The sequence below is a fragment of the Halobacillus sp. AWH4_228 genome, assembly GCF_056158365.1.
Genome location: NZ_JBSWTE010000001.1, coordinates 744,034 through 767,332 on the forward strand (window position 1 = coordinate 744,034; position 23,299 = coordinate 767,332).

General features: G+C 48.8%; 26 protein-coding genes. All 26 read left to right on the forward strand.

Going from position 1 to position 23,299, the window contains the following annotated elements; genetic code table 11:
- Positions 1-23: 23 nt before the first annotated feature.
- The 26 genes from ACXADP_RS03695 to atpA all read left to right on the forward strand — a co-directional run bounded on the left by ACXADP_RS03695 (position 24) and on the right by atpA (position 23,276).
- Positions 24-1,310, forward strand: a complete 1,287-nt coding sequence (locus tag ACXADP_RS03695) for a UDP-N-acetylglucosamine 1-carboxyvinyltransferase (RefSeq protein WP_027954709.1) — start codon at positions 24-26, stop codon at positions 1,308-1,310.
- Between the two features lie 473 nt (positions 1,311-1,783).
- A complete protein-coding gene (gene rho, locus ACXADP_RS03700) occupies positions 1,784-3,070 on the forward strand; it encodes a transcription termination factor Rho (protein ID WP_474969765.1) in 1,287 nt (428 codons plus the stop codon).
- Positions 3,071-3,273: 203 nt separating this feature from the next.
- On the forward strand, positions 3,274-3,519 hold the full coding sequence (locus ACXADP_RS03705; protein WP_008632303.1) for a type B 50S ribosomal protein L31: 246 nt from the start codon (positions 3,274-3,276) through the stop codon (positions 3,517-3,519).
- A 286-nt stretch (positions 3,520-3,805) separates the two neighbouring features.
- Entirely contained in the window at positions 3,806-4,420 is a 615-nt protein-coding gene (locus ACXADP_RS03710) for a thymidine kinase (RefSeq protein ID WP_474970445.1), read from the forward strand.
- A gap of 438 nt (positions 4,421-4,858) precedes the next feature.
- Complete coding sequence (locus tag ACXADP_RS03715) at positions 4,859-5,140, forward strand: four-helix bundle copper-binding protein (RefSeq protein ID WP_474969764.1); 282 nt, start codon at positions 4,859-4,861, stop codon at positions 5,138-5,140.
- A 114-nt stretch (positions 5,141-5,254) separates the two neighbouring features.
- On the forward strand, positions 5,255-5,659 hold the full coding sequence (locus ACXADP_RS03720) for a hypothetical protein (protein WP_474969763.1): 405 nt from the start codon (positions 5,255-5,257) through the stop codon (positions 5,657-5,659).
- Positions 5,660-5,776: 117 nt separating this feature from the next.
- Complete coding sequence (gene prfA / locus ACXADP_RS03725; RefSeq protein WP_027954715.1) at positions 5,777-6,847, forward strand: peptide chain release factor 1; 1,071 nt, start codon at positions 5,777-5,779, stop codon at positions 6,845-6,847.
- 1 nt (position 6,848) lies between these two features.
- The gene (prmC, locus tag ACXADP_RS03730) at positions 6,849-7,718 is read left to right on the forward strand and encodes a peptide chain release factor N(5)-glutamine methyltransferase (protein WP_474970850.1); all 870 of its coding nucleotides are present in this window, start codon (positions 6,849-6,851) and stop codon (positions 7,716-7,718) included.
- A gap of 97 nt (positions 7,719-7,815) precedes the next feature.
- Complete coding sequence (gene spoIIR, locus ACXADP_RS03735) at positions 7,816-8,424, forward strand: stage II sporulation protein R (RefSeq protein WP_474969761.1); 609 nt, start codon at positions 7,816-7,818, stop codon at positions 8,422-8,424.
- A 52-nt stretch (positions 8,425-8,476) separates the two neighbouring features.
- Entirely contained in the window at positions 8,477-8,791 is a 315-nt protein-coding gene (locus tag ACXADP_RS03740) for a hypothetical protein (protein WP_474969760.1), read from the forward strand.
- A 223-nt stretch (positions 8,792-9,014) separates the two neighbouring features.
- A complete protein-coding gene (locus ACXADP_RS03745; protein ID WP_474970444.1) occupies positions 9,015-10,049 on the forward strand; it encodes an L-threonylcarbamoyladenylate synthase in 1,035 nt (344 codons plus the stop codon).
- A 59-nt stretch (positions 10,050-10,108) separates the two neighbouring features.
- Positions 10,109-10,645: a manganese efflux pump MntP gene (locus ACXADP_RS03750; RefSeq protein ID WP_474969759.1), complete on the forward strand. Its 537-nt coding sequence runs from the start codon at positions 10,109-10,111 to the stop codon at positions 10,643-10,645.
- A gap of 72 nt (positions 10,646-10,717) precedes the next feature.
- Positions 10,718-11,326 carry a low molecular weight protein arginine phosphatase gene (locus ACXADP_RS03755; RefSeq protein WP_474969758.1) on the forward strand — a complete coding sequence of 203 codons (609 nt, stop codon included), beginning with the start codon at positions 10,718-10,720 and terminating at the stop codon, positions 11,324-11,326.
- A 118-nt stretch (positions 11,327-11,444) separates the two neighbouring features.
- Complete coding sequence (gene rpiB / locus ACXADP_RS03760) at positions 11,445-11,885, forward strand: ribose 5-phosphate isomerase B (protein WP_474969757.1); 441 nt, start codon at positions 11,445-11,447, stop codon at positions 11,883-11,885.
- Positions 11,886-12,022: 137 nt separating this feature from the next.
- A complete protein-coding gene (locus ACXADP_RS03765) occupies positions 12,023-12,592 on the forward strand; it encodes a TIGR01440 family protein (protein ID WP_474970851.1) in 570 nt (189 codons plus the stop codon).
- A 26-nt stretch (positions 12,593-12,618) separates the two neighbouring features.
- A complete protein-coding gene (glyA, locus tag ACXADP_RS03770) occupies positions 12,619-13,875 on the forward strand; it encodes a serine hydroxymethyltransferase (protein ID WP_474969755.1) in 1,257 nt (418 codons plus the stop codon).
- A gap of 361 nt (positions 13,876-14,236) precedes the next feature.
- Entirely contained in the window at positions 14,237-14,869 is a 633-nt protein-coding gene (gene upp, locus ACXADP_RS03775) for a uracil phosphoribosyltransferase (RefSeq protein ID WP_027954725.1), read from the forward strand.
- Positions 14,870-14,908: 39 nt separating this feature from the next.
- On the forward strand, positions 14,909-16,060 hold the full coding sequence (wecB, locus tag ACXADP_RS03780; RefSeq protein ID WP_474970852.1) for a non-hydrolyzing UDP-N-acetylglucosamine 2-epimerase: 1,152 nt from the start codon (positions 14,909-14,911) through the stop codon (positions 16,058-16,060).
- Positions 16,061-16,458: 398 nt separating this feature from the next.
- A complete protein-coding gene (locus ACXADP_RS03785) occupies positions 16,459-18,615 on the forward strand; it encodes a S8 family serine peptidase (RefSeq protein ID WP_474970853.1) in 2,157 nt (718 codons plus the stop codon).
- 247 nt (positions 18,616-18,862) lie between these two features.
- Positions 18,863-19,081, forward strand: coding sequence for an AtpZ/AtpI family protein (locus ACXADP_RS03790; RefSeq protein ID WP_027954728.1), 219 nt, complete (start codon positions 18,863-18,865; stop codon positions 19,079-19,081).
- Between the two features lies 1 nt (position 19,082).
- Complete coding sequence (locus tag ACXADP_RS03795) at positions 19,083-19,451, forward strand: ATP synthase subunit I (protein WP_027954729.1); 369 nt, start codon at positions 19,083-19,085, stop codon at positions 19,449-19,451.
- Between the two features lie 24 nt (positions 19,452-19,475).
- On the forward strand, positions 19,476-20,198 hold the full coding sequence (gene atpB / locus ACXADP_RS03800) for a F0F1 ATP synthase subunit A (protein ID WP_474970443.1): 723 nt from the start codon (positions 19,476-19,478) through the stop codon (positions 20,196-20,198).
- 51 nt (positions 20,199-20,249) lie between these two features.
- Positions 20,250-20,462: a F0F1 ATP synthase subunit C gene (gene atpE, locus ACXADP_RS03805; RefSeq protein ID WP_014644824.1), complete on the forward strand. Its 213-nt coding sequence runs from the start codon at positions 20,250-20,252 to the stop codon at positions 20,460-20,462.
- Between the two features lie 220 nt (positions 20,463-20,682).
- On the forward strand, positions 20,683-21,207 hold the full coding sequence (gene atpF, locus ACXADP_RS03810; RefSeq protein ID WP_474969752.1) for a F0F1 ATP synthase subunit B: 525 nt from the start codon (positions 20,683-20,685) through the stop codon (positions 21,205-21,207).
- Positions 21,204-21,752 carry a F0F1 ATP synthase subunit delta gene (locus ACXADP_RS03815; protein ID WP_027954732.1) on the forward strand — a complete coding sequence of 183 codons (549 nt, stop codon included), beginning with the start codon at positions 21,204-21,206 and terminating at the stop codon, positions 21,750-21,752. The genes atpF and ACXADP_RS03815 overlap by 4 nt, the downstream gene beginning before the upstream one ends.
- A gap of 15 nt (positions 21,753-21,767) precedes the next feature.
- Entirely contained in the window at positions 21,768-23,276 is a 1,509-nt protein-coding gene (gene atpA / locus ACXADP_RS03820; RefSeq protein ID WP_474969751.1) for a F0F1 ATP synthase subunit alpha, read from the forward strand.
- Positions 23,277-23,299: the final 23 nt, after the last annotated feature.

A 23,299-nucleotide genomic window follows, 5' to 3' on the forward strand; every position in this document is an offset into this window, starting at 1 on the left:
ACCTTTAAAGCGAGGAGTTTTCCATGCGTAAACTATTAGTAAAAGGCGGGGCCCCGCTGCGGGGACAGGTAAGGGTGAGCGGCGCCAAAAACAGTGCGGTTGCTCTTCTTCCAGCTGCGATTTTAGCTGAATCCCCTGTAACGATTGAAGGCCTGCCGGATATATCGGATGTTGGTATTTTGGCTGATCTTCTGGAAGAGATCGGTGGCACGGTGGCAAAGGAAGGCAGAACCGTACATATCGATCCGTCCAATATGGTGGACATGCCGCTCCCGAACGGGAAGGTGAAAAAACTTCGGGCTTCCTATTATTTCATGGGAGCTATGCTCGGCCGTTTCAATAAAGCGGTCATCGGGCTTCCCGGCGGCTGTCACCTGGGCCCGCGTCCGATCGACCAGCACATCAAGGGTTTCGAGGCTCTTGGGGCGGAAGTGACGAACGAACAGGGCGCCATTTATCTAAGAGCGAAAGAACTTCGAGGCGCACGTATTTATCTCGATGTAGTCAGTGTTGGAGCGACTATCAATATTATGCTTGCTGCCGTCAGGGCAAAAGGGAAAACCGTCATTGAAAATGCCGCAAAAGAGCCGGAAATCATTGATGTGGCCACCCTGTTGACGAGCATGGGCGCCAAAATCAAAGGTGCGGGTACAGATGTCATCCGCATCGAAGGGGTGCAGGAACTGCAGGGATGTCTGCATACGATTATCCCCGACCGGATTGAGGCCGGTACCTACACCATTATGGCAGCAGCCCAGGGAGACGGGATGGTCATTGATAACGTCATTCCCCAGCATCTCGAGTCCCTGCTTGCCAAGCTCAGGGAAATGGGCGTGACCATTGAAGAAAATGATGAGCAGCTGTACGTACGTCCCGGGAAACAACTAAGAAGTGTGGATATCAAGACACTCGTTTATCCAGGGTTTGCGACAGACCTTCAACAGCCGTTCACTTCCCTGCTTACACAGACACAAGGGACGGGTGTTGTCACCGATACGATCTATCAGGCCCGCTTCAAGCACGTGGATGAGCTCAGACGAATGAATGCCTCCATAAAAGTGGAGGGGGGATCAGCGATTGTGACCGGTCCTTCCAAGCTTCAGGGCGCGAAGGTGAAAGCCACCGATCTAAGAGCTGGTGCCGCTCTAGTGATTGCCGGTTTAATGGCAGATGGAATTACAGAAATCACCGGAGTAGATCATATCGAACGAGGGTATGAAAATATAACCAATAAGCTGATTGATCTGGGCGCCGACGTCTGGTATGAGGAAATGTCGGAAGAGGAAATCGAACAGTTCCAAAACTCTTAAGTTTTCACCTGGGGCGTTATTCTCCAGAGGGACTGCAGGAGAACCGCCTCCCGTGTGTCGTACGCGCTGTGGGTGGGAAGGAGAGGAAGAGGGAGCCGGAAATGGCGGCTTCCTTTTCCTTTTCCTATCCTCACAGCATCTTCTGAAAAAATAACATTGAAACTCTTGAGTGACAGGAGTACAATGAATGTTGTTTATGAGTTAGAAGGATCATGTCACTTGCTTCTTTAGGCTTCTTTTTTTTACTTCACTTAACTTCTCCTTTTTCTTCTTTGCAAGTATTCACTTTGAGAAGTCGTTGACTCCGTTCACATTTAATTCCAAGAACCTATAAATTGGGTCCATCCATACCTTGATTGGGTTCAGGGTCGGAAAGGGCCTATTGATGCAGATGGTGACCCATGAACGCCCGGTCCTTTAGTGGGACAGGTACGTGTATCCAAGCGATAAGAAATGAAAAGAGTGGTGATTACGTGGCAGATTTAACAATCTCCAATTTAGAAACATTGACCTTAAAGGACCTTTATACAAAAGCCAGGCAGTATAAAGTTTCTTATTATGCAAAGCTGACGAAGCGTGAATTGATTTTTGCCATTCTGAAAGCTCAGGCAGAAAAAGACGGCTTTTTGTTTATGGATGGCATTCTGGAAATCATTCCTTCTGAAGGCTTCGGTTTCCTGCGTCCGATTAATTATTCTCCAAGTGCAGAGGACATTTATATTTCTGCCTCCCAGATCCGTCGTTTTGACCTGCGTAACGGGGATAAGGTGTCCGGAAAAGTCCGTCCGCCGAAAGAAAACGAAAGATATTATGGGCTGCTTCACGTAGATGCGGTCAACGGGGAGGACCCGGATTCCGCCAAGGAGCGTGTCCACTTCCCGGCATTGACACCGCTTTATCCTGACAGACATATGAAACTGGAGACGGAAACGAAAAAGCTTTCCACAAGAATTATGGATTTGATGGCTCCCGTGGGTTATGGACAGCGTGGCTTAATTGTTGCTCCTCCTAAAGCAGGGAAAACGATGCTGCTGAAGCAGATGGCAAACAGTATTTCCACCAATCACCCCGATGCAAAGCTGATTATTCTGTTAGTCGATGAGCGTCCGGAAGAGGTGACGGATATCGAACGGTCCGTTGCCCCGGATGTGGATGTCGTCAGTTCGACCTTTGATGAAGTCCCGGAAAACCACATCAAAGTGTCGGAGCTGGTACTGGAAAGGGCGATGCGCCTTGTGGAACACAAGCGTGATGTGATTGTGCTGATGGACAGCATCACCCGTCTTGCCCGGGCGTACAACCTGGTCATCCCGCCAAGTGGCCGGACATTATCCGGTGGTATTGACCCGGCTGCCTTCCATCGTCCGAAGCGTTTCTTCGGCGCTGCCCGGAATATTGAAGAAGGTGGAAGTCTGACGATTCTAGCCACGGCGCTTGTTGATACAGGCTCCCGGATGGATGATGTCATTTATGAAGAGTTCAAGGGCACGGGGAACATGGAGCTGCATCTTGACCGCAGTCTGGCAGAACGCCGGATTTTCCCTGCTATTGATATTGTAAGGTCCGGTACGAGGAAAGAAGAGCTTCTTCTTCCGCAGACCCAGCTGGATAAAGTCTGGGCCATCCGGAAAACGATGTCCGATTCCCATGATTTTGCTGACCGGTTCCTCCGTCGACTCCGTGCGTCGAAAAACAACGACGAATTTTTCGATCTGATGGACAAGGATATGAAAGGCAAAGCTTCACCGGCGCGCCGCTGATCCCTCCGCCGGGCTTTTGGCGGGCCTGTGGGTGGAAACAACACCTTCTCTGACCATTCATAAAAACTGGTTGTTGCATTGGGGTCTCCCCCCTGTTATAATCTTTCTATGTGAGTTTCAGTACAAGGTGTATGTTGAACCTTCGACGGCTCTTACAATAACTCTGTCTCTCAAGGATTCAGGGCAAAAAGGAGTGGAAGAACATGAAAGCAGGAATTCATCCAGAATACCGTAAAGTCGTATTCCTAGACACAAGTTCTAATTTCAAGTTTCTAACAGGATCTACTAAGACTTCTGAAGAAACGATCGAGTGGGAAGATGGAAACACTTACCCATTGATCCGTGTAGAGATTAGTTCTGCGTCTCACCCGTTCTACACAGGTAAGCAGAAAGCTGACAAAGCTGGCGGCCGTGTGGATCGCTTCAAGAAGAAATATAACCTTTCATAATTATGATCCGCCTTCTACGGAAGGGGACATCATCATTTTGAACAAAAACAGGCAAATTGTCTCAAAGGTTTGCCTGTTTTTTTGTCAAAAAAATGCGGGAAAAGAGGTTCAAAAGACTGAACAGCTGATTCCCGGGGAAGTATGAATATTAGGGAGCTGTCCTTGGTGTTTGAGCCGCGGTGGGATCCGGGGCTGCCGAGGAAGCTCTTTTTTGATGAGATACAGGATAAACGAAACAATTTTGCTGGATTGAGCTTGATTGATGGAGAAGGGAGCGACAGTGGACGTGTATGTGATGAAACAGAGCGGATGGGTTGAACTGATCTGCGGAAGCATGTTCAGTGGAAAATCAGAAGAGCTGATCCGCAGGGTAAGACGGGCAACCTTTGGAAACTTGAATGTGCGCGTGTACAAACCTGCGATCGATGACCGTTATAAGGAAGATGCTGTAGTTTCCCATAATGGGACTTCAGTGACGGCGCGGCCGGTAAAAAACTCTTTGGATATTCTGCAGCAGGTCACGGATGAGATGGATGTTGTTGGAATTGACGAAGTACAGTTTTTTGACGAACATATCGTAGAAGTAGTCGAATGCCTCGCAGACAAAGGCATACGCGTCATCGTCGCTGGTTTGGATACGGACTTCAGGGGAGAACCTTTCGGTAAGATGCCTGAGCTGATGGCTCTGAGTGAAAGTGTGACAAAATTGAACGCGATCTGCCCGGTCTGCGGATCGCCCGCAAGCCGTACGCAGCGTTTGATTGATGGGGAACCGGCCTCTTATGATGATCCGGTTATTCTGGTGGGAGCGTCAGAATCCTACGAGCCGCGCTGCCGTCATCATCACGAAGTGCCGAACAAACCCAGGCAGAAGGAAATAAAAGCCGCTTATGCGGAGTAACCTGTTTTAAAAACAGCCGGTCTTGGTGCCGGCTGTTTTTTTATGCTTGGCTCTGTTATTGCTTGGTGTTGTTATGTAACATGTGAGCTCAGATCACCCCTTTCTGTCATGGAATTTGTAGGAGGCGGACTTGGGAATGATCCGCTTTCCACGGGGTATCGTGAGCTTCCTCAAACTTCGTTCCCCGCGGAAAGCGGACGGTTTTCCCTGCCAACCCATGCTCTGAGTAAATAGCGGACCGGACCCCTGATTCCAGACGGAAACGATTTAGTAATCGTTTAAAATATCAACAACAGACTTTAACAGAGCTTTATGCTTAAAACGGACTGGGTGTGCTTCGATGTGCTGATGAAGGTTTTTCATCGGCGTGGATGTGGTATTCTATGGAAAAGCAGAGGATTCCTATCTTCTTTATCCCTTGGAAAAGGAGTGGAAAAAATGAAAACAAGCGCATATCTTATGGAGAAATCCAATTTGTTGGAAGAATCCATGAACGCCTATAAATATGCGGTGGAAGTGGTTCGAAAAAACAGTCCTTTGAGCCGCGATTTAGCTCAATCGTGTGCGGAAGTGTGCCGTTCCTGTGCCGACGAGTGTCTGAAACTCGGGGACAGCCGATCCGGCAGGACATATAAGATGTGCCTTGATTATGCGGAATTGTGTGAAGAGCTGGAATATCACATTCAGGAGGACCCCCGCCGGTTAAGGAAACTTGTGTAACAGCAGGCCATCGAGGTCCTGCTTGTTTCAGCATGTTGAAAGCTGCACGGAACCTTATTACATACCCTCACCTCTTCTGGTCATACTAGGCCTAAAAGGATAAGAGGTGATACCTTGAAACAGCACGTATTGATACCAGCCGCTGTGCTGTGCCTGCTTGCTGCCGGCTGTGGGACACAAGTGGAAAAATATCAGGGGCAGACGAGCCGTGACGATGTAGAGAATATGGGAATGAACAATGAAGTGACCATGGAAGATGAGAACCCGCGATCCGTAAATAAAGTCGGTCACACATGGGGACTGAAACAGGATCGCGAGTTGATCAAGACAGCCGCCCAGCAGCTGGAAGGGGTGGCGGTTAAACGTGTCATCATGGAGGCGGACCAGGTTTGGGTGACCGTTGATATAGCTGGTGAAGAGGACATGTCAGAGGAAGAACGGGAAGAGTGGAAAGACCAGGTTGGTGAAGCGGTTTACAAAGCAGTCCCCCGTTATGATATCCATGTCAAAATAAAGTGACGTCTGTGGACCGGCCCCGTATTGGTGCCGGTTTTGTTTGGTGGTTTTCCGGGGTTGTTGTATCTCCAGGCGCTCTATAATATAATTAGACTGTTATGGAGAAAGAGGTGCATACCATTGATCGAACGTTTACAAACATTAGAAGATCGTTATGAAAAATTGAATGAATTACTTAGTGATCCTGAAATAATTTCTGATACGAATAAACTGCGCGAGTATTCCAAAGAACAGTCCGGATTGCAGGATACCGTGACTGCCTATCGTGAATATAAAGAAGTGACCGAGCAGCTGGATGATGCAAAAGCGATGCTTGACGACAAAATGGATGCGGATATGGTGGAAATGGTCAAAGAAGAAATTCATGAACTTTCCACACGCAAACAAGATCTTGAAGAGCGCTTGAAAGTCCTTATGCTTCCGAAAGACCCGAACGATGACAAGAACGTTATCATGGAAGTGCGCGGCGCAGCCGGTGGGGATGAAGCGGCTCTATTTGCTGGTGACCTTTACCGCATGTACGCACGCTATGCAGAGGCTCAGGGGTGGAAGACAGAAGTCATTGAAGCAAATGCAAGTGATGTCGGCGGTTATAAAGAAATTATCTTTATGGTGTCCGGAAACATGGCCTTTTCCAAGCTGAAGTTCGAGAACGGCGCTCACCGCGTGCAGCGTGTACCTGAAACGGAATCAGGCGGACGTATTCATACTTCTACCGCGACTGTCGTAGTTATGCCTGAAGCAGAAGAAGTCGAAGTAGAGTTGCACGATAAAGATATCCGAGTCGATACGTTTGCTTCAAGTGGTCCAGGAGGGCAAAGTGTCAACACGACCATGTCCGCCGTACGTCTGACTCACGAACCAACAGGAACTGTTGTATCTTGTCAGGATGAAAAATCACAAATCAAGAACAAAGAGAAGGCGATGAAAGTTCTTCGTGCTCGTGTTTATGATAAATTCCAACAGGAAGCACAAGCAGAATACGATGAAAACCGTAAATCTGCTGTAGGTACAGGAGACCGCTCCGAGCGTATCCGTACGTATAACTTCCCGCAAACACGTGTGACGGATCACCGCATCGGTTTGACGTTACAGAAGCTTGACCAGATTCTTCAGGGAAACATGGATGAAATCATTGATGCCCTGTTGATCGAAGAGCAGACGAAAAAAATGGAACAGCTTGGTGAATAGTATGGAGCCTACTTTTACGACGATTCGGGAAGCCCGCCGCTGGGCTTCTCTTTTTTTGCAGGAGCATGACAGAGAGACCCAGGCCGCGCAGCTTTTACTCGAAGGATATCTGGGATGGAGCTTTTCGAAAATGCTTGCCTATGAAGATGAACCACTGAATGAGGAAGTGAAAAAGAACTTCATCAATGCTGTCCGGGCGCATGCGGAGACCGGAGAGCCCGTTCAGCATCTGCTTGGTTCTGCTTCCTTTTTTGGCCGGGAGTTCCACGTGACGCCGGATGTTCTCATCCCACGCCCGGAAACGGAAGAACTTGTCCTTGGTGTCATGGAATGGGCACGTGCCGAAAAAATAGCATCGCCAAAGATTGTGGATCTTGGAACAGGAAGCGGGATCATTGCCATTACAGCTTCATTGGAAATACCGGGAAGTGATGTGACTGCTGTGGATATTTCCGAGGCAGCCCTGAGAGTGGCAGCGGCCAATGCGCGTCGCCACGAGGTGGATATCCAGTTTTACCAGGGTGATTTCCTATCCCCTGTACAGCATGAACCATTTGATATTCTCATTTCAAACCCTCCTTATATTTCTGAAGAAGAAAAAGCGTTGATGGATGATACCGTTCTTGATTTTGATCCTTCTCTGGCGTTATTTGCAGAAGAAGAAGGCCTGGCCGCCTACAAGCGTATTCTCACTCAGGTCGCGCATGCGGAACAGAAGCCTCTTCTCCTCGCCTTTGAAATTGGATGGCTTCAGGGAGAACAAGTCTTGTCTATGATTGAACAACTGCTGCCCGGCTTCCAGGCCGAGGTCAGAACAGATATCAACGGACGGGACCGGATGGTTTTTGCAAGCCGGAGGAAAAAAGAATAAAAATCTGGTTTTTTTAATAGATTCATAGGTCAATGGTTTAAGATATTTCCTCCCTGCCCATACTAGCAACTAGTAAGGGACAGGGAGGAAGAGGACGATGAAAAACAGTGTACTGCTATTATTCAGTTTAATTATTCTTATGACCGTTCTGCCGTGGGGGCAGCGCTCAGAAGCCGGCATAGATTATCAAGTCATCCCGGATGAAGCGATTCGTCTCCGGATTCTTGCAGACAGCAATGACGGGGAGGATCAGCGTATCAAACGGAAGGTGCGCGACCAAGTGAATGCTGAAATTACTGAATGGGTGAAGGACCTCACATCTGTAGAATCCGCCAGGCAGTTAATTGAAGCCCGGCTGCCTGAATTGGAAGTCATCGTTGAAGAGACGTTGAAAGCCGAGGGGGAACGTTCCTCCTATACGGTGGATTACGGGGAAAACGTCCAGTTTCCAACAAAGCTTTACGGGTCTTATATTTATCCAGCCGGAGAGTATGAAGCGGTGTTGATTACGCTTGGAAGAGGGACTGGCGACAACTGGTGGTGTGTGTTGTTTCCTCCTTTATGCTTCCTTGATTTTTCAAACGGCACAAGTGTAGCTGAAGCTGAAGAAACACCTTCGGACAATGAGGAAGATGTGAAGGAAGAGAAGGAAGAAAAAGAAGTGAAGTTTTTCGTTGTAGAGATATGGGAAAGTCTATTTTCCTAGCATAGAATCCACCTCTTTTTTCATAGAGTGAATCAAAGGGGTGGATTCTATCATGTTTATTAAACAAATAGACGATCAAAACTTCCAGTTGGTTAAGGAGAATAAGGTTGTAGGCTCTTTTTGTCTGACGCCTGTGTCCGCCGGTCGGAAAATGGAGAAACTGCATGTGCAGGCTGCGGTGACGCCTGGGACAATCCTGCAGATTTTTGAGCTGATCCAGGTTTATGTGCAAGATAAGAACCTGGGACCGCTTCACGTGGAGAGTCATTCCCAAACGCTGGACCTTCTTTTACAGCATCAGGGTTTCCGTCTGGAGGATGTCGAAAAAAGATTGTGGATATATGAAGGGTCACATGCGAAATTGTGAATAACTAAGGAACTTATTCACAATTGGCCTTTTTGTTGTTGATAACCTGTGCACAGTGGTGGATTTATCTTCCAAGTTACTAACGGATTCTTTGGATATGTGGGTATTTTTGTGGATAACTTGAGGACATCTTGTGAATAATGTCTAAATTTGCGATATATTGTAGAATTCATCATAATATATGTAGATATTTACCTAGAACAAAGGAGTACGGACCATGTGTATGCAAACGAAGATGTGGAAAAGATTGAATCATCCACAAAAAAACGATGAAGCTGTCAAGGAAGCGGCGGAGCTGCTTCTGAATCAGCAGGTGGTAGCTTTTCCGACGGAAACGGTATATGGACTGGGTGCTGATGCAACCAACAAAAAAGCCGTCCAGAAAATTTTTGAAGCCAAAGGACGTCCTTCAGATAATCCTTTGATTGTCCATGTATCGGACCGCGCCCAGGTGGAAAGTCTGGCCGTGGAAATTCCTCCGGTAGCAGCTGAACTTATGGATGCTTTCTGGCCGGGACCGCTCACCTTGATTGTTCAAAGCAATGGATCCGCAGCGGAAAATGTGACGGCTGGATTGTCGACGGTCGCTGTCCGTATGCCGGATCATCCATTGGCCCTGGCTCTTTTGGAGGCGGCCGATACACCGCTGGCCGCTCCGAGTGCCAATCGCTCCGGCCGTCCGAGCCCTACGACCGCTGCCCACGTCTATCAGGATCTGAATGAGCGGATTGCCGGTATCCTTGATGGCGGACCGACAGGAGTCGGTCTGGAATCAACGGTGCTGGATATTACTGCCGGGATTCCGGTCATTTTACGCCCCGGGGGAGTGACGAAGGAAGATTTAGAGACCGTGCTTCCACGCGTTGCCGTGGACCCGGCTTTGGCCGGCAGCGCCGAAGCTCCGAAGTCTCCCGGTATGAAATATAAGCATTATGCACCGGAAGCGCCACTCTGGCTTGTGGAAGGGGACGATTCCTTTTTTGCTGAAACGCTGGCTGCGTGTAAATCCCGTGGAGAACGGATCGGGATTATTGCAAGCCGGGAACTGGCGGATTCCCTGGATCACGACCGCATCATCCGCTGTGGATCCCGCCGCCGCCTTTCAGAAGTGGCGGAAGGTTTGTATGGTGCTCTTCGTGAATTCAAGGAAGCAGATGTTGATGTTATTTTGTGCGAATCCTTCCCTGAAACCGGGGTGGGTGCTGCTGTGATGAACCGTTTGAATAAAGCTGCTGAGAAAAAGGTCAAAGACCAATGACATAGCTCCCCCTCCCCGTGCATACGATGATACAGCATGTCCGGGGAGGGGGTTTTTCGTTGGAACAATTATCTTCACTGCTGCTGCTTTCCATCGCTTTGGGGCTGGATGCTTTCTCTGTGTCGTTAGGAATAGGGATGCAGGCGGTGCGTATGAGATATGTCCTGCTGACAGGGATCGCCATCGGGCTTTTTCATATTTTCATGCCTGGACTGGGAATGCTTCTCGGACAGTGGTTGTCTGCCGGCGCGAGCGAGTGGGCTGAAATGGCTGGAGGTTTTATGTTGTTCGGTCTTGGTGCCTACACTGTGTTTGCCTCGTTTACGGAAAAACACGCGGTCTCCTATCGTCTCAGCGGGGTCGGTTTCTGGCTGTTTGCATTAAGTGTCAGTATCGACAGCTTTCCTGTGGGCTTCAGTCTGGGGCTGCGGGAGGCGGATGTGGTGATGACGATTGCCTCTTTCGGCCTGTTCAGTATGCTGTTGACGTGGACGGGCTTTCTTATAGGAAGAAGGGCTGGAGCTTTCCTGGGGATTTACAGCGAGCTCCTGGGAGGCAGTATCCTGTGTGCCCTCGGCCTCTATGCTATATTTTGAGCATTCTTTCAGGAAGAGAATCCTCTGTGATATGATGGAATAAAACGGATTCTATATGAGGAGAAATTGGAAATGAATATCTTATTTGTATGTACAGGTAATACATGCCGAAGTCCGATGGCAGAAGCGCTTCTCAAATCAAAATACGATCAGGACAAGGTGCGTTCTGCCGGTATTTTTGCCGGAAAAGGAGAACCGCTCGCGGAAAACTCCAGCCTCGTTCTACGTGAAATCGACCTGTCACTGAACCACCAGACAAGCCCCGTTTCAGCTGAAACCCTTGAATGGGCAGACCTTGTTCTGACAATGACAGACCGCCATAAGCAGACGCTTGCGATTCAGTATCCTGACCATCAGGAGAAGTTCTTCACCCTGAAGGAGTACGTGCTCATTGATGAAAATCAGTGGGGGGAATTGAAGGAACTGTACAGCCATTTTGAAGAAAAGCGGACAAGCCTGCTCGCCAAATACCATCACCTCAATGATGAAGAACTCGAATCCAGACTCCGTGAAGAGCTGGACGATGAAATCAGCCGGATTGAACGGTTGGAAAAACAGCTCCCGGATGTGAATATTACGGATCCGTTCGGAGGCAGCCTGAATGTCTATCGGAGGACCAGGGATGAACTCAGCCGACACATCGATGTTCTCGTGGACAAGCTGAAGGATGAGCAGTCATAAAAAACGGACCCCTTCGGGGGGCGTGTGTACATAAGGATTTCCCTTCTTTCTATTCATTGACAGTCCTATAGGAAACTGGCACGATATAGTGGAATGTAGAAGAGGGGAGTGTGCGTAAATGAAAGTCATTCTTGCCTCCGATCACGGCGGTGTGAATTTGCGTAGAGAAGTAGCAGAGGTCCTGACAGAACTGGACGTGGCGTTTGAGGATGCCGGATGTGATTGTGAAGGATCGGTGGATTATCCGGATTATGCGATACCGGCAGCGGAGCGCGTAGCAGCCGGTGAATTTGATAAAGCCATTTTAATCTGCGGGACGGGGATCGGGATGTCCATTTCCGCAAACAAAGTGAAAGGTATCCGAGCTGCCCTGGTGCATGATTTATTTACGGCAAAGGTCACACGTGAACATAATGACTCTAATGTCCTGTGCATGGGAGAGCGCGTCATCGGACCCGGCCTGGCGAGGGAAATTGCCAGAACGTGGGTATCTACAGATTTCGAGGCTGGTCGTCACGAAAGACGTGTAAGTAAGATTGCCGAATATGAAAATAAGTAATACAATGGGATATAGAAATGCGGAGGTCTTACAGCTTTCGCTGCGATAAAAAGGAGGAGCAGAATCAGCTTCTCCTTTTTTATCATAAAGCCTGTGTTACCGGTGTTCCGGGTACTTAACAAAGGAGGTGCGGGGAAATGGCACAATGGAATCATGTGGAGAATGATATGAAGCAGCTGATAGATGAACTGCTTGAATCCGATATTCTGCAGAAGGGATTGTTTGTAGTCGGTTGTTCGACCAGTGAAATTGCCGGGGAACGTATCGGCACATCCGGCAGCGAGGCGATCGCTGAATCTGTTTTTCATGCTTTGCTGGACATTCAGTCTGTCGACGGTGTCGATCTGGCTTTTCAATGTTGTGAACATTTGAACAGGGCTCTGGTGGTGGAACGCTCCGTGCTTGAGCGTGAACGGCTGCAGGAAGTAGCGGCTGTTCCTGTTCCGAAGGCGGGAGGATCGATGGCTTCCTATGCCTTTAAGCATTTGAAGGATCCAGTCCTTGTTGAAGCCGTAGAGGCAGCGGGAGGTCTGGATATCGGAGACACGCTGATCGGCATGCATTTGAAGCGGGTGGCTGTTCCTGTCCGATTGAAGCAGAAAACAGTGGGGCATGCCCATATGACAGCAGCTAAAACCCGTCCTCCTCTCATCGGGGGAGCACGGGCGGTGTATGAAAGGGATGCAGAAGGATCGTTTTGTGATTAAGAGCCATGAAAGGGGAACGAAATACGATGAATCATGTAAAAACAGCAGATGCAGAAATCTTTGCCGCGATGGAGAATGAAAGACAACGCCAACAGGATAATATTGAGCTGATTGCCTCTGAAAACTTTGTTTCTGAAGCCGTAATGGAAGCCATGGGTTCTGTACTCACCAACAAATATGCAGAAGGGTACCCAGGGCGCCGGTACTACGGCGGCTGTGAGCACGTAGACGTCGTGGAAAATCTTGCGCGCGATCGTGCCAAGGAATTGTTTGGAGCGGAGCACGTAAACGTACAGCCTCACTCCGGAGCCCAGGCAAATATGGCTGTTTACTTTACAGTATTGGACCACGGCGATACTGTACTCGGCATGAACCTCAGCCATGGCGGTCACTTAACACACGGCAGTCCAGTGAACTTCAGTGGGAAGCTGTACAACTTTGAGGAGTACGGCGTTGATGAAAACGATCAGAAAATTGATTATGACGCTGTGCTCGCGAAAGCCAAAGAAGTGCAGCCGAAGCTGATTGTTGCGGGTGCCAGTGCCTATCCGAGAGAAATCGATTTTGCAAAATTCCGGGAGATTGCTGATGAAGTGGGTGCCTACCTGATGGTGGATATGGCTCACATTGCAGGACTTGTAGCATCCGGCCTTCATCCAAACCCTGTCCCTCATGCCCAGTTTGTAACAACAACGACCCACAAGACACTCCGTGGTCCTCGTGGTGGAATGATCCTCTGTGAAAAAGAGTTTGCGAAGAAAATTGATAAGAACGTCTTCCCTGGTATGCAGGGCGGCCCGCTTATGCACATCATCGCAGCGAAGGCGGTCTCCTTTAAAGAAGCGCTGCAGCCTGAATTCAAACAGTATTCCCGCCAGGTGATCGCTAATGCGAAGCATCTTGGAGAGGCTCTTGTAAATAAAGGAGTGGATATTGTTTCCGGCGGAACGGACAATCATCTGCTGTTACTGGACTTAAGAAGCAAGGAGTTAACCGGGAAAGTCGTTGAGAAATCCTTGGACGCCATCGGACTGACAACGAACAAAAATGCCATTCCGTTTGACCCCGAGAGTCCTTTCGTTACGAGCGGCATCCGGATCGGGACAGCTGCCGTTACAAGCCGCGGCTTCCAGGAAGCGGAAATGGAAGAAATCGCAGATCTGATTGCCTTCACGCTTGACCACCATGAAGACGAAGAGAAAATGAAAGAAGCAGAGAAGCGCGTTCGTGCTCTTACTTCCCGCTTCCCTCTATACCAGACGTTAAATTATTCATCCATCTGACACAAAAAGCCTTCCAATATAGAGTTGTCCATTAGTCGTGTGAAGGGCCACTTTCCGCATATCGATGGATGAATGCCGCGGGCATCGCCACCGATAAGCTCCTCGTCTGCGGAAAGGGAAGGGGCTTTCGCTCCTGGCGGCAAGAAAGAAAAAAGCTTATAAAGAAAGAGCTGCCTGTACACAGGGAGCTCTTTCTTTATGGATTCTTTTCCTTTTCCATCCATCTGTGAATGGTTCTCTTCTGCTGTTCATGAAGGAAATTAACATTTTGTAAGGAAATCGAAATGAAATCCGGGTTGCAGGAGAGAGGCTTTTTCAGTACAATTTAAAGGATGTAAATTTTGAGAAGGAGTGAATGGCAATGGCAAACGTTTATGTACTGGATCACCCTTTGATTCAACATAAGTTGACCTACATACGTAAAAAAGAGACGGGGACGAAAGACTTTCGTGAGCTCGTGGATGAAGTAGCTGCTCTTATGGCTTTTGAAATCACGCGTGATCTTCCATTGGAAGAAGTGGAAATCGATACGCCTGTCGTGGAACAGGCCAGAGCGAAAGTGCTGACAGGGAAGAAAATCGGCCTTGTTCCTATTTTACGTGCAGGCTTGGGTATGGTGGATGGAATTATACAACTGATTCCAGCTGCGAAAATCGGTCACGTTGGACTTTATCGTGATCCTGAGACGCTGAAGCCGGTGGAGTATTATGTCAAACTTCCAAGTGATATCGAAGAACGTGAACTGATTGTCATCGATCCGATGCTGGCCACAGGCGGATCTGCCAATGAAGCAATCCACTCCTTGAAGAAACGTGGAGCACGCCAAATCCGCCTGATGTGCCTTGTAGCGGCGCCTGAAGGTGTAGAAGCTGTTCAGGCAGAGCATCCGGATGTTGATATCTACCTGGCAGCCCTTGATGAAAAACTGAATGAAAAAGGCTATATTGTCCCTGGTCTCGGAGATGCCGGTGACCGCCTATATGGCACTAAGTAAACGTACGGCTACTATTCCTCAACAGAAGGAGGCAGCACCATGGCAGAGCGAATTAAAGTAATGACCATTTTTGGTACAAGGCCGGAAGCCATCAAAATGGCTCCGCTTGTATTGGAATTGAAAAAACGCAGTGACCAGTTTGAGCCGATTGTAACAGTCACCGCTCAGCACCGTGAAATGCTGGATCAGGTGCTCACGATTTTTGATATCACTCCTGATTTTGATCTGGATATTATGAAAGATCGACAGACACTGGCCCAGGTAACGACGAGGGCGCTGGAAGGTCTGGACAACGTCATGAAGGAGACGAAGCCGGATGTTGTTTTGGTGCACGGAGATACGACCACGACATTCGCTGCTTCCCTTGCGGCCTATTACAACCAGATTCCTGTCGGGCACGTGGAGGCTGGACTCCGCACGTGGAATAAGTACTCTCCGTTCCCGGAAGAAATGAACAGGCAGCTGACAGGGGTCATGGCAGATCTTCATTTTGCTCCGACGAACAAGTCCAGGGATAACCTGATCGCTGAGAATAAATCAGAGGACCATATTTTCGTAACCGGAAATACGGCCATCGATGCCCTGCAGACGACTGTCCGGGGTGATTATCAATCGGCTGTACTGGATGAAGTGGGTTCCAAGCGTCTTGTGTTAATGACGGCGCACCGCAGGGAAAACCTCGGTAACAATATGGAACAGATGTTCAGAGCGATTAAGCGCCTCGTTCAGGAACACGACGATATTGAAGTTGTCTATCCAGTTCACCTGAATCCAGTGGTTAAAGAAACGGCGGACAGCATTCTTGGTAATGATGACCGGATTAAATTGATCGATCCTCTCGACGTCATCGACTTTCATAACTTTGCTTCCCGTGCGCATTTGATTCTGACTGATTCCGGCGGCGTGCAGGAAGAGGCACCGTCTCTCGGTGTACCTGTCCTTGTTCTGCGTGATACGACCGAACGTCCAGAGGGGATTGAAGCAGGTACGTTAAAACTCGCCGGGACAGATGAAGACCACATTTTCCACCTTGCTCATGAGCTTCTATCTGAGGATGAGAAGCATGAACAGATGGCGAAGGCGTCCAACCCTTATGGAGATGGACAAGCATCTGCGCGCATTGCAGAAGCCATCCAATATTATTTCGGCCGCAGGCAGGAAAAGCCGGCAGCTTTTGAAATTGACGAATAAAAAGGAAGCTGAGCTCATTCGAGCTCAGCTTTCAGTCTGTAGAAAAAGTTCATCATAACCAGTTAGAGTTGTCCGTATGTCATGTTGAGAGGGCACGTTCCGCTTATCGGTGGATGCTTGCCGCGGGCACGGCCTCAGCTGACTTGGTCAAGAAAACCATGGGACCAAGTGGATCTTCGGCTCGCGCTGTTCCCGCAGGCGTCACCACCGAACGCTCCTCGTGCCGATGCCTGTGGGGAGACAGGATCCTATCCATAACCAAGTATTGGTGATCGATCCTTTGGAGTCACTAGAAAAAAGGTTTCTCTAAAAGCTGAGCTCATTCGAGCTCAGCTTTTTTTATGGAAGTATAATCGTTCTCTACTGGCAGAAGCTATCCTAAAAAGGAGCGCACCGTTATGAAACTTTTGGTTCCCATAATATCTGTCTTTCTGATGGTTTCAGGCTTTCGTGCTCCCGAGCCGGATGAAGAGGTCACCATCATCATAGAAGTGGAACAGCCTGTGGCAGAGTTTGTTGATGAGCTGGAGCGGAGGTTTCCGAGGCTTGAAGTGGTCGCCCGATATGACACGCTGTTGAATGCCGCAGCCGTGAAGGGCCGGGTGAATGAACTTGAACAAGCAGCGAGGATGGAAACGGTCAGGAATCAGCACGCTGTTACCCAGTATCAGGCCCTCGCCACAGATGAAATCCCCTACTCCACCCACACGCTCCGTAACGAGATGCAGACTTCCTATACAGGGAAGGGCGTGAAAGTGGGGGTGATTGATACCGGTGTGGACTACACCCACCCTGATTTAACGAAAAATTATCAGGGAGGCTGCGACACCGTGGACTTTGATGATGACCCAATGGAAACAGAAGGAGAGGGTGCGACGATCCACGGCACGCATGTTGCCGGAGTCATTGCTGCGGATGGGGAGATGAAGGGGATGGCCCCTGATGCTGATTTGTATGCGTATCGAGCACTCGGTCCAGGGGGAATGGGGACATCGGTCCAGGTCATCGCCGCACTGGAAGAAGCTGTGGAAGATGGCATGGACGTCATCAACCTTTCACTGGGGAATGATGTGAACGGGCCGGATTGGCCAACGACGCATGCTGTCAACAAAGCCGTGGAAATGGGAGTTGTCGTAGTAGCTGCCGCAGGGAATTCAGGTCCGGATGCGTGGACAGTCGGTTCACCGGCCACTTCCAGCCTTGCCGTAACCGTCGGGGCCTCCTCTATGAAAACGAAAGTCCCAGCCCTGAAGATCCCTGGTGAAAAAGAGCGCATACACATCCAGACACTTTCAGGCTCTGTTCCCTGGTCGTTGGAAAAAAAGTACCCGGTCGTTTTTGCAGGGACAGGGGAGACAGAGGTTTCTGATGCCCGCGGGCATATCGTCTTGTTTGAGCGTGGAGGGCTGCCTTTTTTCGAAAAAGCCTTAAAGGCGTATCAAGCGGGAGCGGAGGCTGTGCTCATCTACAATCATGAAGAGGGTTCATTCAGTGGCGGGCTGAATGGAAGCAGGATTCCAATTCCGGCAGCCTCGCTGACGAAGAAGGAAGGGCTGTGGCTGAAGGAAAAGGCCGTCGAGCAGAATCAATGGGTCGAAACCGTCATGCTTGCGGAGGATGAGCAGGTGGCGCCATTCAGTTCACGGGGACCTGTCACAACAAACTGGGAGGTCAAACCTGATCTCCTGGCACCCGGTGTAGCCGTGTGGAGTACAGTCCCGGGCGGCTACACACCCCTGCAGGGCACGAGTATGGCTGCCCCGCACATTGCCGGTGCGGCGGCCTTGTTGAAAGAAGCACATCCGGACTGGACGCCGAAAGAGATCAAAAGTGCGTTGGTTAGTACAGCGGATGTGATGGAGGGAAAAGGAGAGACATTTCTCCCGACGGAACAGGGAGCCGGGGTATTCAATATGACGGAAGCTCTTCAACCACCCCTTCTTTTTCATCAGGAGGACATGGTTATTGGAAAAGTTGAGGGACGGCTGGAGCGGAAAAACCTTGCATTAACCTTGGAAAACCGAACTGACGAATCCGTAGAGGTCCGGTTTCAACAACCGGAAAGAAAACAGGGGGAGACATGGGAACTGCCACTGCCGTTCCGCCTTGAAGGAAATGAAACAAAGGAAGTAAGCATAGGACTTGGGTTGAATGGATCCTTCCTGGACGAGGGTGTGCAGGAAGGGTACGTGTCCTTTCAAGCAGGCGGTGTGTCTTACAATGTTCCTTATATGTACGTGAATCAGAAATCGACCTATGAATGGGTTTCCGGATTTGAGTTCACCCAAAGGTGGCCGGCTGGGGAAAAGGCCGACTACCGTTTTCACCTTTCGGATCCTGTGGATAGTATTGTTATTGACCTGTATCGTGCGGGGACGATGATGTGGACAGCCACCCTTGTGGAGCTGGAGGAACAGGAAGCCGGCATGGTGGAAGGTGAAGTCTCTGTCCGTAATCAGGAACTGGCAGGGATGTATACAGCAGTGGTGGAAATTGTGCATGGAAGGGAGAAGGCCAGCTATGCCTTTCCTGTATATATAGAAGGGAACCGATAAAAAAGCACCACAGAACGAGGTTCTGTGGTGCTTATCCGTGGCCTTGGAATCATGGTTATTTTTATGCAGGAAGATTGTGTCACAATTGTGACGGAAATGTGATCGAACGGTGTCAATCCTTTGTATTTTTAATCACAAACACATTGACATGAAACCACCCCTATTGTATTCTTACATAGTGTGGAATGATAAGGTTTTCATAGGTGACTTGCAGATGCCATCCTGAAAGTGGAAGGGACGGAAATGATTGAAAAAATACGACCCTCCTTTTAAAGCGATGGCGCTGACCAGCAGTATCCTTTCCCAGCTTGCAGGCGGTCCGCTCGCAGGTGTTTTTTTAGGGAAATGGGTGGACAGTCACTATTCCACTGAACCCACATTCTTAATCATTGGATTATTCCTTGGGTTAGGTGCAGGTACATATGGAACCATTCATTTAGTACGGACGTATACGGGAGACGATTAACATGCAAGGATATCATCAGATGATTACCCGTCAGCGAAAATGGATGTTCTACCTTCTGGCATTATTTGTACTTGGTTGGGGGATTACCCCTTGGCAGCCAATTTTCCTTGGACTTCTGCTTGGAAGTGCATTGAGCTACTACAACCTCTGGCTCATGCAGAGAAAGATCCGCAAATTAGGAGAAGCTTCCTCAGACAACCGCTCCGTAAGAGGGATTGGCACATTTACGCGACTGGCTTCCGGCGCTTTAGCTGCAGTCATCGCCCTTCAATATGAAGAATATTTCCATTTAATTTCTGTAGTTCTGGGCTTAATGACAGCCTACATTGTCATTTTGATAGATTATCTGTTCAATAAATCAACAGTATAGCATGATGGAAGGCAGGTGAACAGTTTGAATCATGAAGCACCGATTTATGAGGATGCGTTTGGTATTGGTTGGCTGGATTTTAACTTATCAAACGTTCTGATGATGTTTGTCGCATCATTGATTGTTTTTATCCTCGGCGTAGCGGCAACACGTAACATGAAGCGTTATCCTAAAGGTTACCAAAACTTCATGGAATGGCTCATCGATTTCATTAAAGGGATCATAGGGTCCAACATGGACTGGAGGACAGGTAGGTTATTCCTGCCGCTTGGGTTGACATTATTTGCCTACATATTTGTGGCCAACATGCTTGGGGTCGTCACGAATGGTGTAGTAGGACACACTCTCTGGTGGAAATCTCCGACAGCCGATCCGGGTATCACATTAACCCTGGCTACGCTCGTCGTCGTATTGTCCCACTATTATGGCGTGAAATTGAGAGGCGGGAAGGAATATGCCAAAGGCTTTGTCCGTCCGCTGCCATTCTTATTGCCATTTAAGATTATTGAGGAGTTCTCCAACACGCTGACACTTGGTCTGCGTCTTTACGGGAACATCTATGCTGGTGAAATTCTGTTGAGCTTATTGGTTGGATTGGCAACAACAGGCGTCGGCGGTTTCCTTGGTGCCACGGTACCAATGGTTGCGTGGATGGGCTTTAGTACGTTTATTGGTTTCATCCAGGCGTTTATTTTCGTTATGTTAACGATGGTCTACTTGTCTCACAAAGTGAGCGAAGATCATTGATATAAAGCATCATAAACAAATTTTTTTAAAATATTGAGGAGGATTTTCATTATGGGTCTTTTAGCAGCTGCAATTGCAGTAGGTTTAGCAGCACTGGGTGCTGGTATTGGTAACGGTCTAATCGTAAGTCGTACAGTCGAAGGTATCGCGCGTCAGCCGGAACTCCGCAGTGCTCTTCAAACAACGATGTTCATCGGTGTTGCACTAGTCGAGGCGATTCCTATCATCGGCGTAGTTATTGCATTCATCGTAATGGGACAATAATCAGGACGAGTATATACGCTTATGGCGAAGTTCAACTCAATCGATCTTCGCCTTTCCTTTATACTTTATGAAAACTTTATACCCGCAAGTCACAGGAGGAAAACTTCGACGGAAGCTGTACAGCCAGCGGAAGCCGGGTTTTTCGCTTGTCTAGCCTCAACCGGACTGGATGGGGACAGGCAGCGTTCGTGATGATTTGGTGTGGAGAGGAGTGAAAACTGTGCAAGGATTCGCAGCTAATCTGGTCCTCGGTGCTGAGGGAGGACTGTTAATCGGTGATATGATCGTTCAGCTTGTTTTCTTCCTTGGTCTTCTTGCCCTATTAGGGAAGTTTGCGTGGGGACCATTGATGAAAATGATGAAAGATCGTGAAGATTATGTAGCCAATGAAATAAATACGGCTGAAAAAAGCCGTGAAGAAGCTCACCGTATGCAGCGTGAAGCTTCAGATGAACTGAAGGCCACTCGTCAGGATGCACAGAAGATTATCGAAGATGCCCGCAAAACGGCGGGAGAGCAGGAACGTGATATTCTCGATTCTGCACGTTCGGAAGCTGAGCGCCTGAAAGAATCAGCGCGTCAGGAAATCGAGCAGGAGAAAGAAAAAGCCGTACAGGCTCTTAAAGATCAGGTGGCAGGCATGTCTGTCATGATCGCCTCCAAAGTGATTGAAAAAGAACTTTCTGAAAAAGATCAGGAAGCTTTGATCAACCAGTATATCGATGAGGCAGGCGAGAAGCGATGAGTCAGTCGATCATTGCCCACCGTTATGCCGATGCTCTTTTTCAGCTGGGACAGGAAAGATCCAAGCTGGAGAAGTTTGAAACGGAACTGCAGACGCTGAAAGAAGTATTCCGAAGCAGTGAAGAGATCATCTCTTTTCTTAAGCACCCTCGTTTCTCCATCGATCAAAAGAAAACAATGATTGCCGAGTCTTTTCAGTCCTTCTCTGAAGAGATCGTGAACTTATTGAAACTTTTGGTAGAGAGACACCGTGAGGATATTATTCTGGATATGATCCAGGATTACATTCGGATGATGAATGATGCCAAAGGAATTGCAGATGCGGATGTCTATTCTGTTCGTCAGCTTTCCGAAGCTGAAAAGCAGCGTATATCTGAATCTTTTGCACCGAAAGTCGGGAAGCAATCCTTGAACCTGACAAATATCGTAGACCCTTCCATTATCGGCGGCATACGCCTGCGTGTAGGGAATCGCATTTTTGATGGTTCTGTCAGTGGAAAACTGCGCCGTATAGAACGGAAGCTTCTTTCCACGAACAATAGATGATAGGGGTGAAATCGCATGAGCATCAAAGCTGAAGAAATCAGTGCGCTGATTAAACAGCAGATTGAAAACTATGAATCAGATATAGAAGTCAATGATGTGGGGACTGTTATCGAAGTGGGTGACGGTATTGCCCGTGCACATGGCCTTGATAATGTCATGGCTGGTGAGCTCGTTGAATTCTCAAACGGTGTCATGGGACTGGCACAGAACTTGGAAGAAAGTAACGTTGGTCTTGTCATTCTTGGACCATATACAGATATTAAAGAGGGCGATGAAGTACGCCGTACCGGTCGTATCATGCAGGTTCCAGTAGGTGAGGAACTGCTTGGCCGTGTCGTCAACCCGCTTGGCCAGCCGGTCGATGGTCTGGGTCCGATTGAAACTGGCAAAACCCGTCCAATCGAATCTCCTGCACCAGGAGTTATGGATCGTAAATCCGTAGATGAGCCGCTTCAAACAGGAATCAAGGCGATTGACGCCCTTGTACCTATTGGACGTGGCCAGCGTGAGCTGATCATCGGAGACCGTCAGACAGGTAAAACATCTGTAGCGATCGACGCGATCATTAACCAGCACGACCAGGATATGGTTTGTATTTATGTAGCCATCGGACAAAAAGAATCCACTGTCCGCGGAACAGTAGAAACACTGCGCCGCCATGGTGCTCTTGATTACACGATTGTCGTTACAGCAAGTGCTTCCCAGCCTGCACCACTCTTGTACCTTGCTCCTTATGCTGGTGTATCGATGGGTGAGGACTTCATGTACAACGGCAAGCACGTTCTTGTTGTTTATGATGACCTGTCCAAGCAGGCAGCCGCTTATCGTGAACTTTCCCTGCTTCTTCGCCGCCCGCCGGGTCGTGAAGCATTCCCGGGAGACGTTTTCTATCTGCACTCCCGTCTGCTTGAGCGTGCAGCTAAGCTTAGTGATGCCAAAGGCGGCGGCTCTTTGACAGCCCTTCCTTTCGTTGAAACTCAAGCCGGTGATATTTCGGCGTATATCCCGACGAACGTTATCTCCATCACGGATGGCCAGATTTTCCTTCAGTCGGACTTGTTCTTCTCAGGTGTACGTCCAGCCATCAACGCTGGTTTGTCCGTATCCCGTGTAGGTGGTTCAGCACAGATCAAAGCGATGAAGAAAGTAGCCGGTACCTTAAGGCTTGACCTTGCTTCCTTCCGTGAACTTGAGGCCTTCGCCCAGTTCGGATCTGATCTGGATAAATCCACACAGGCGAAGCTGAACCGCGGTGCCCGTACGGTAGAAGTTCTCAAACAGGGTCTTCACCAGCCACTGGCAGTTGAAAAGCAGGTTATGATCATTTATGCCCTGACAAAAGGTTTCTTGGATGAAATTCCAACCGAAGACATCACACGTTTTGAAGCGGAATTCCACAACTGGCTGGATAACAACCGCAAAGAACTGCTGAATCAGATCCGTGAAACAGGGAAGCTTGCGGAAGACGATGATATGAGCGGTGCTGTGAATGAATTCAAGAAAACATTCGTCGTTTCTGAATAAATGAATCATAGCAGGAAAGGGTG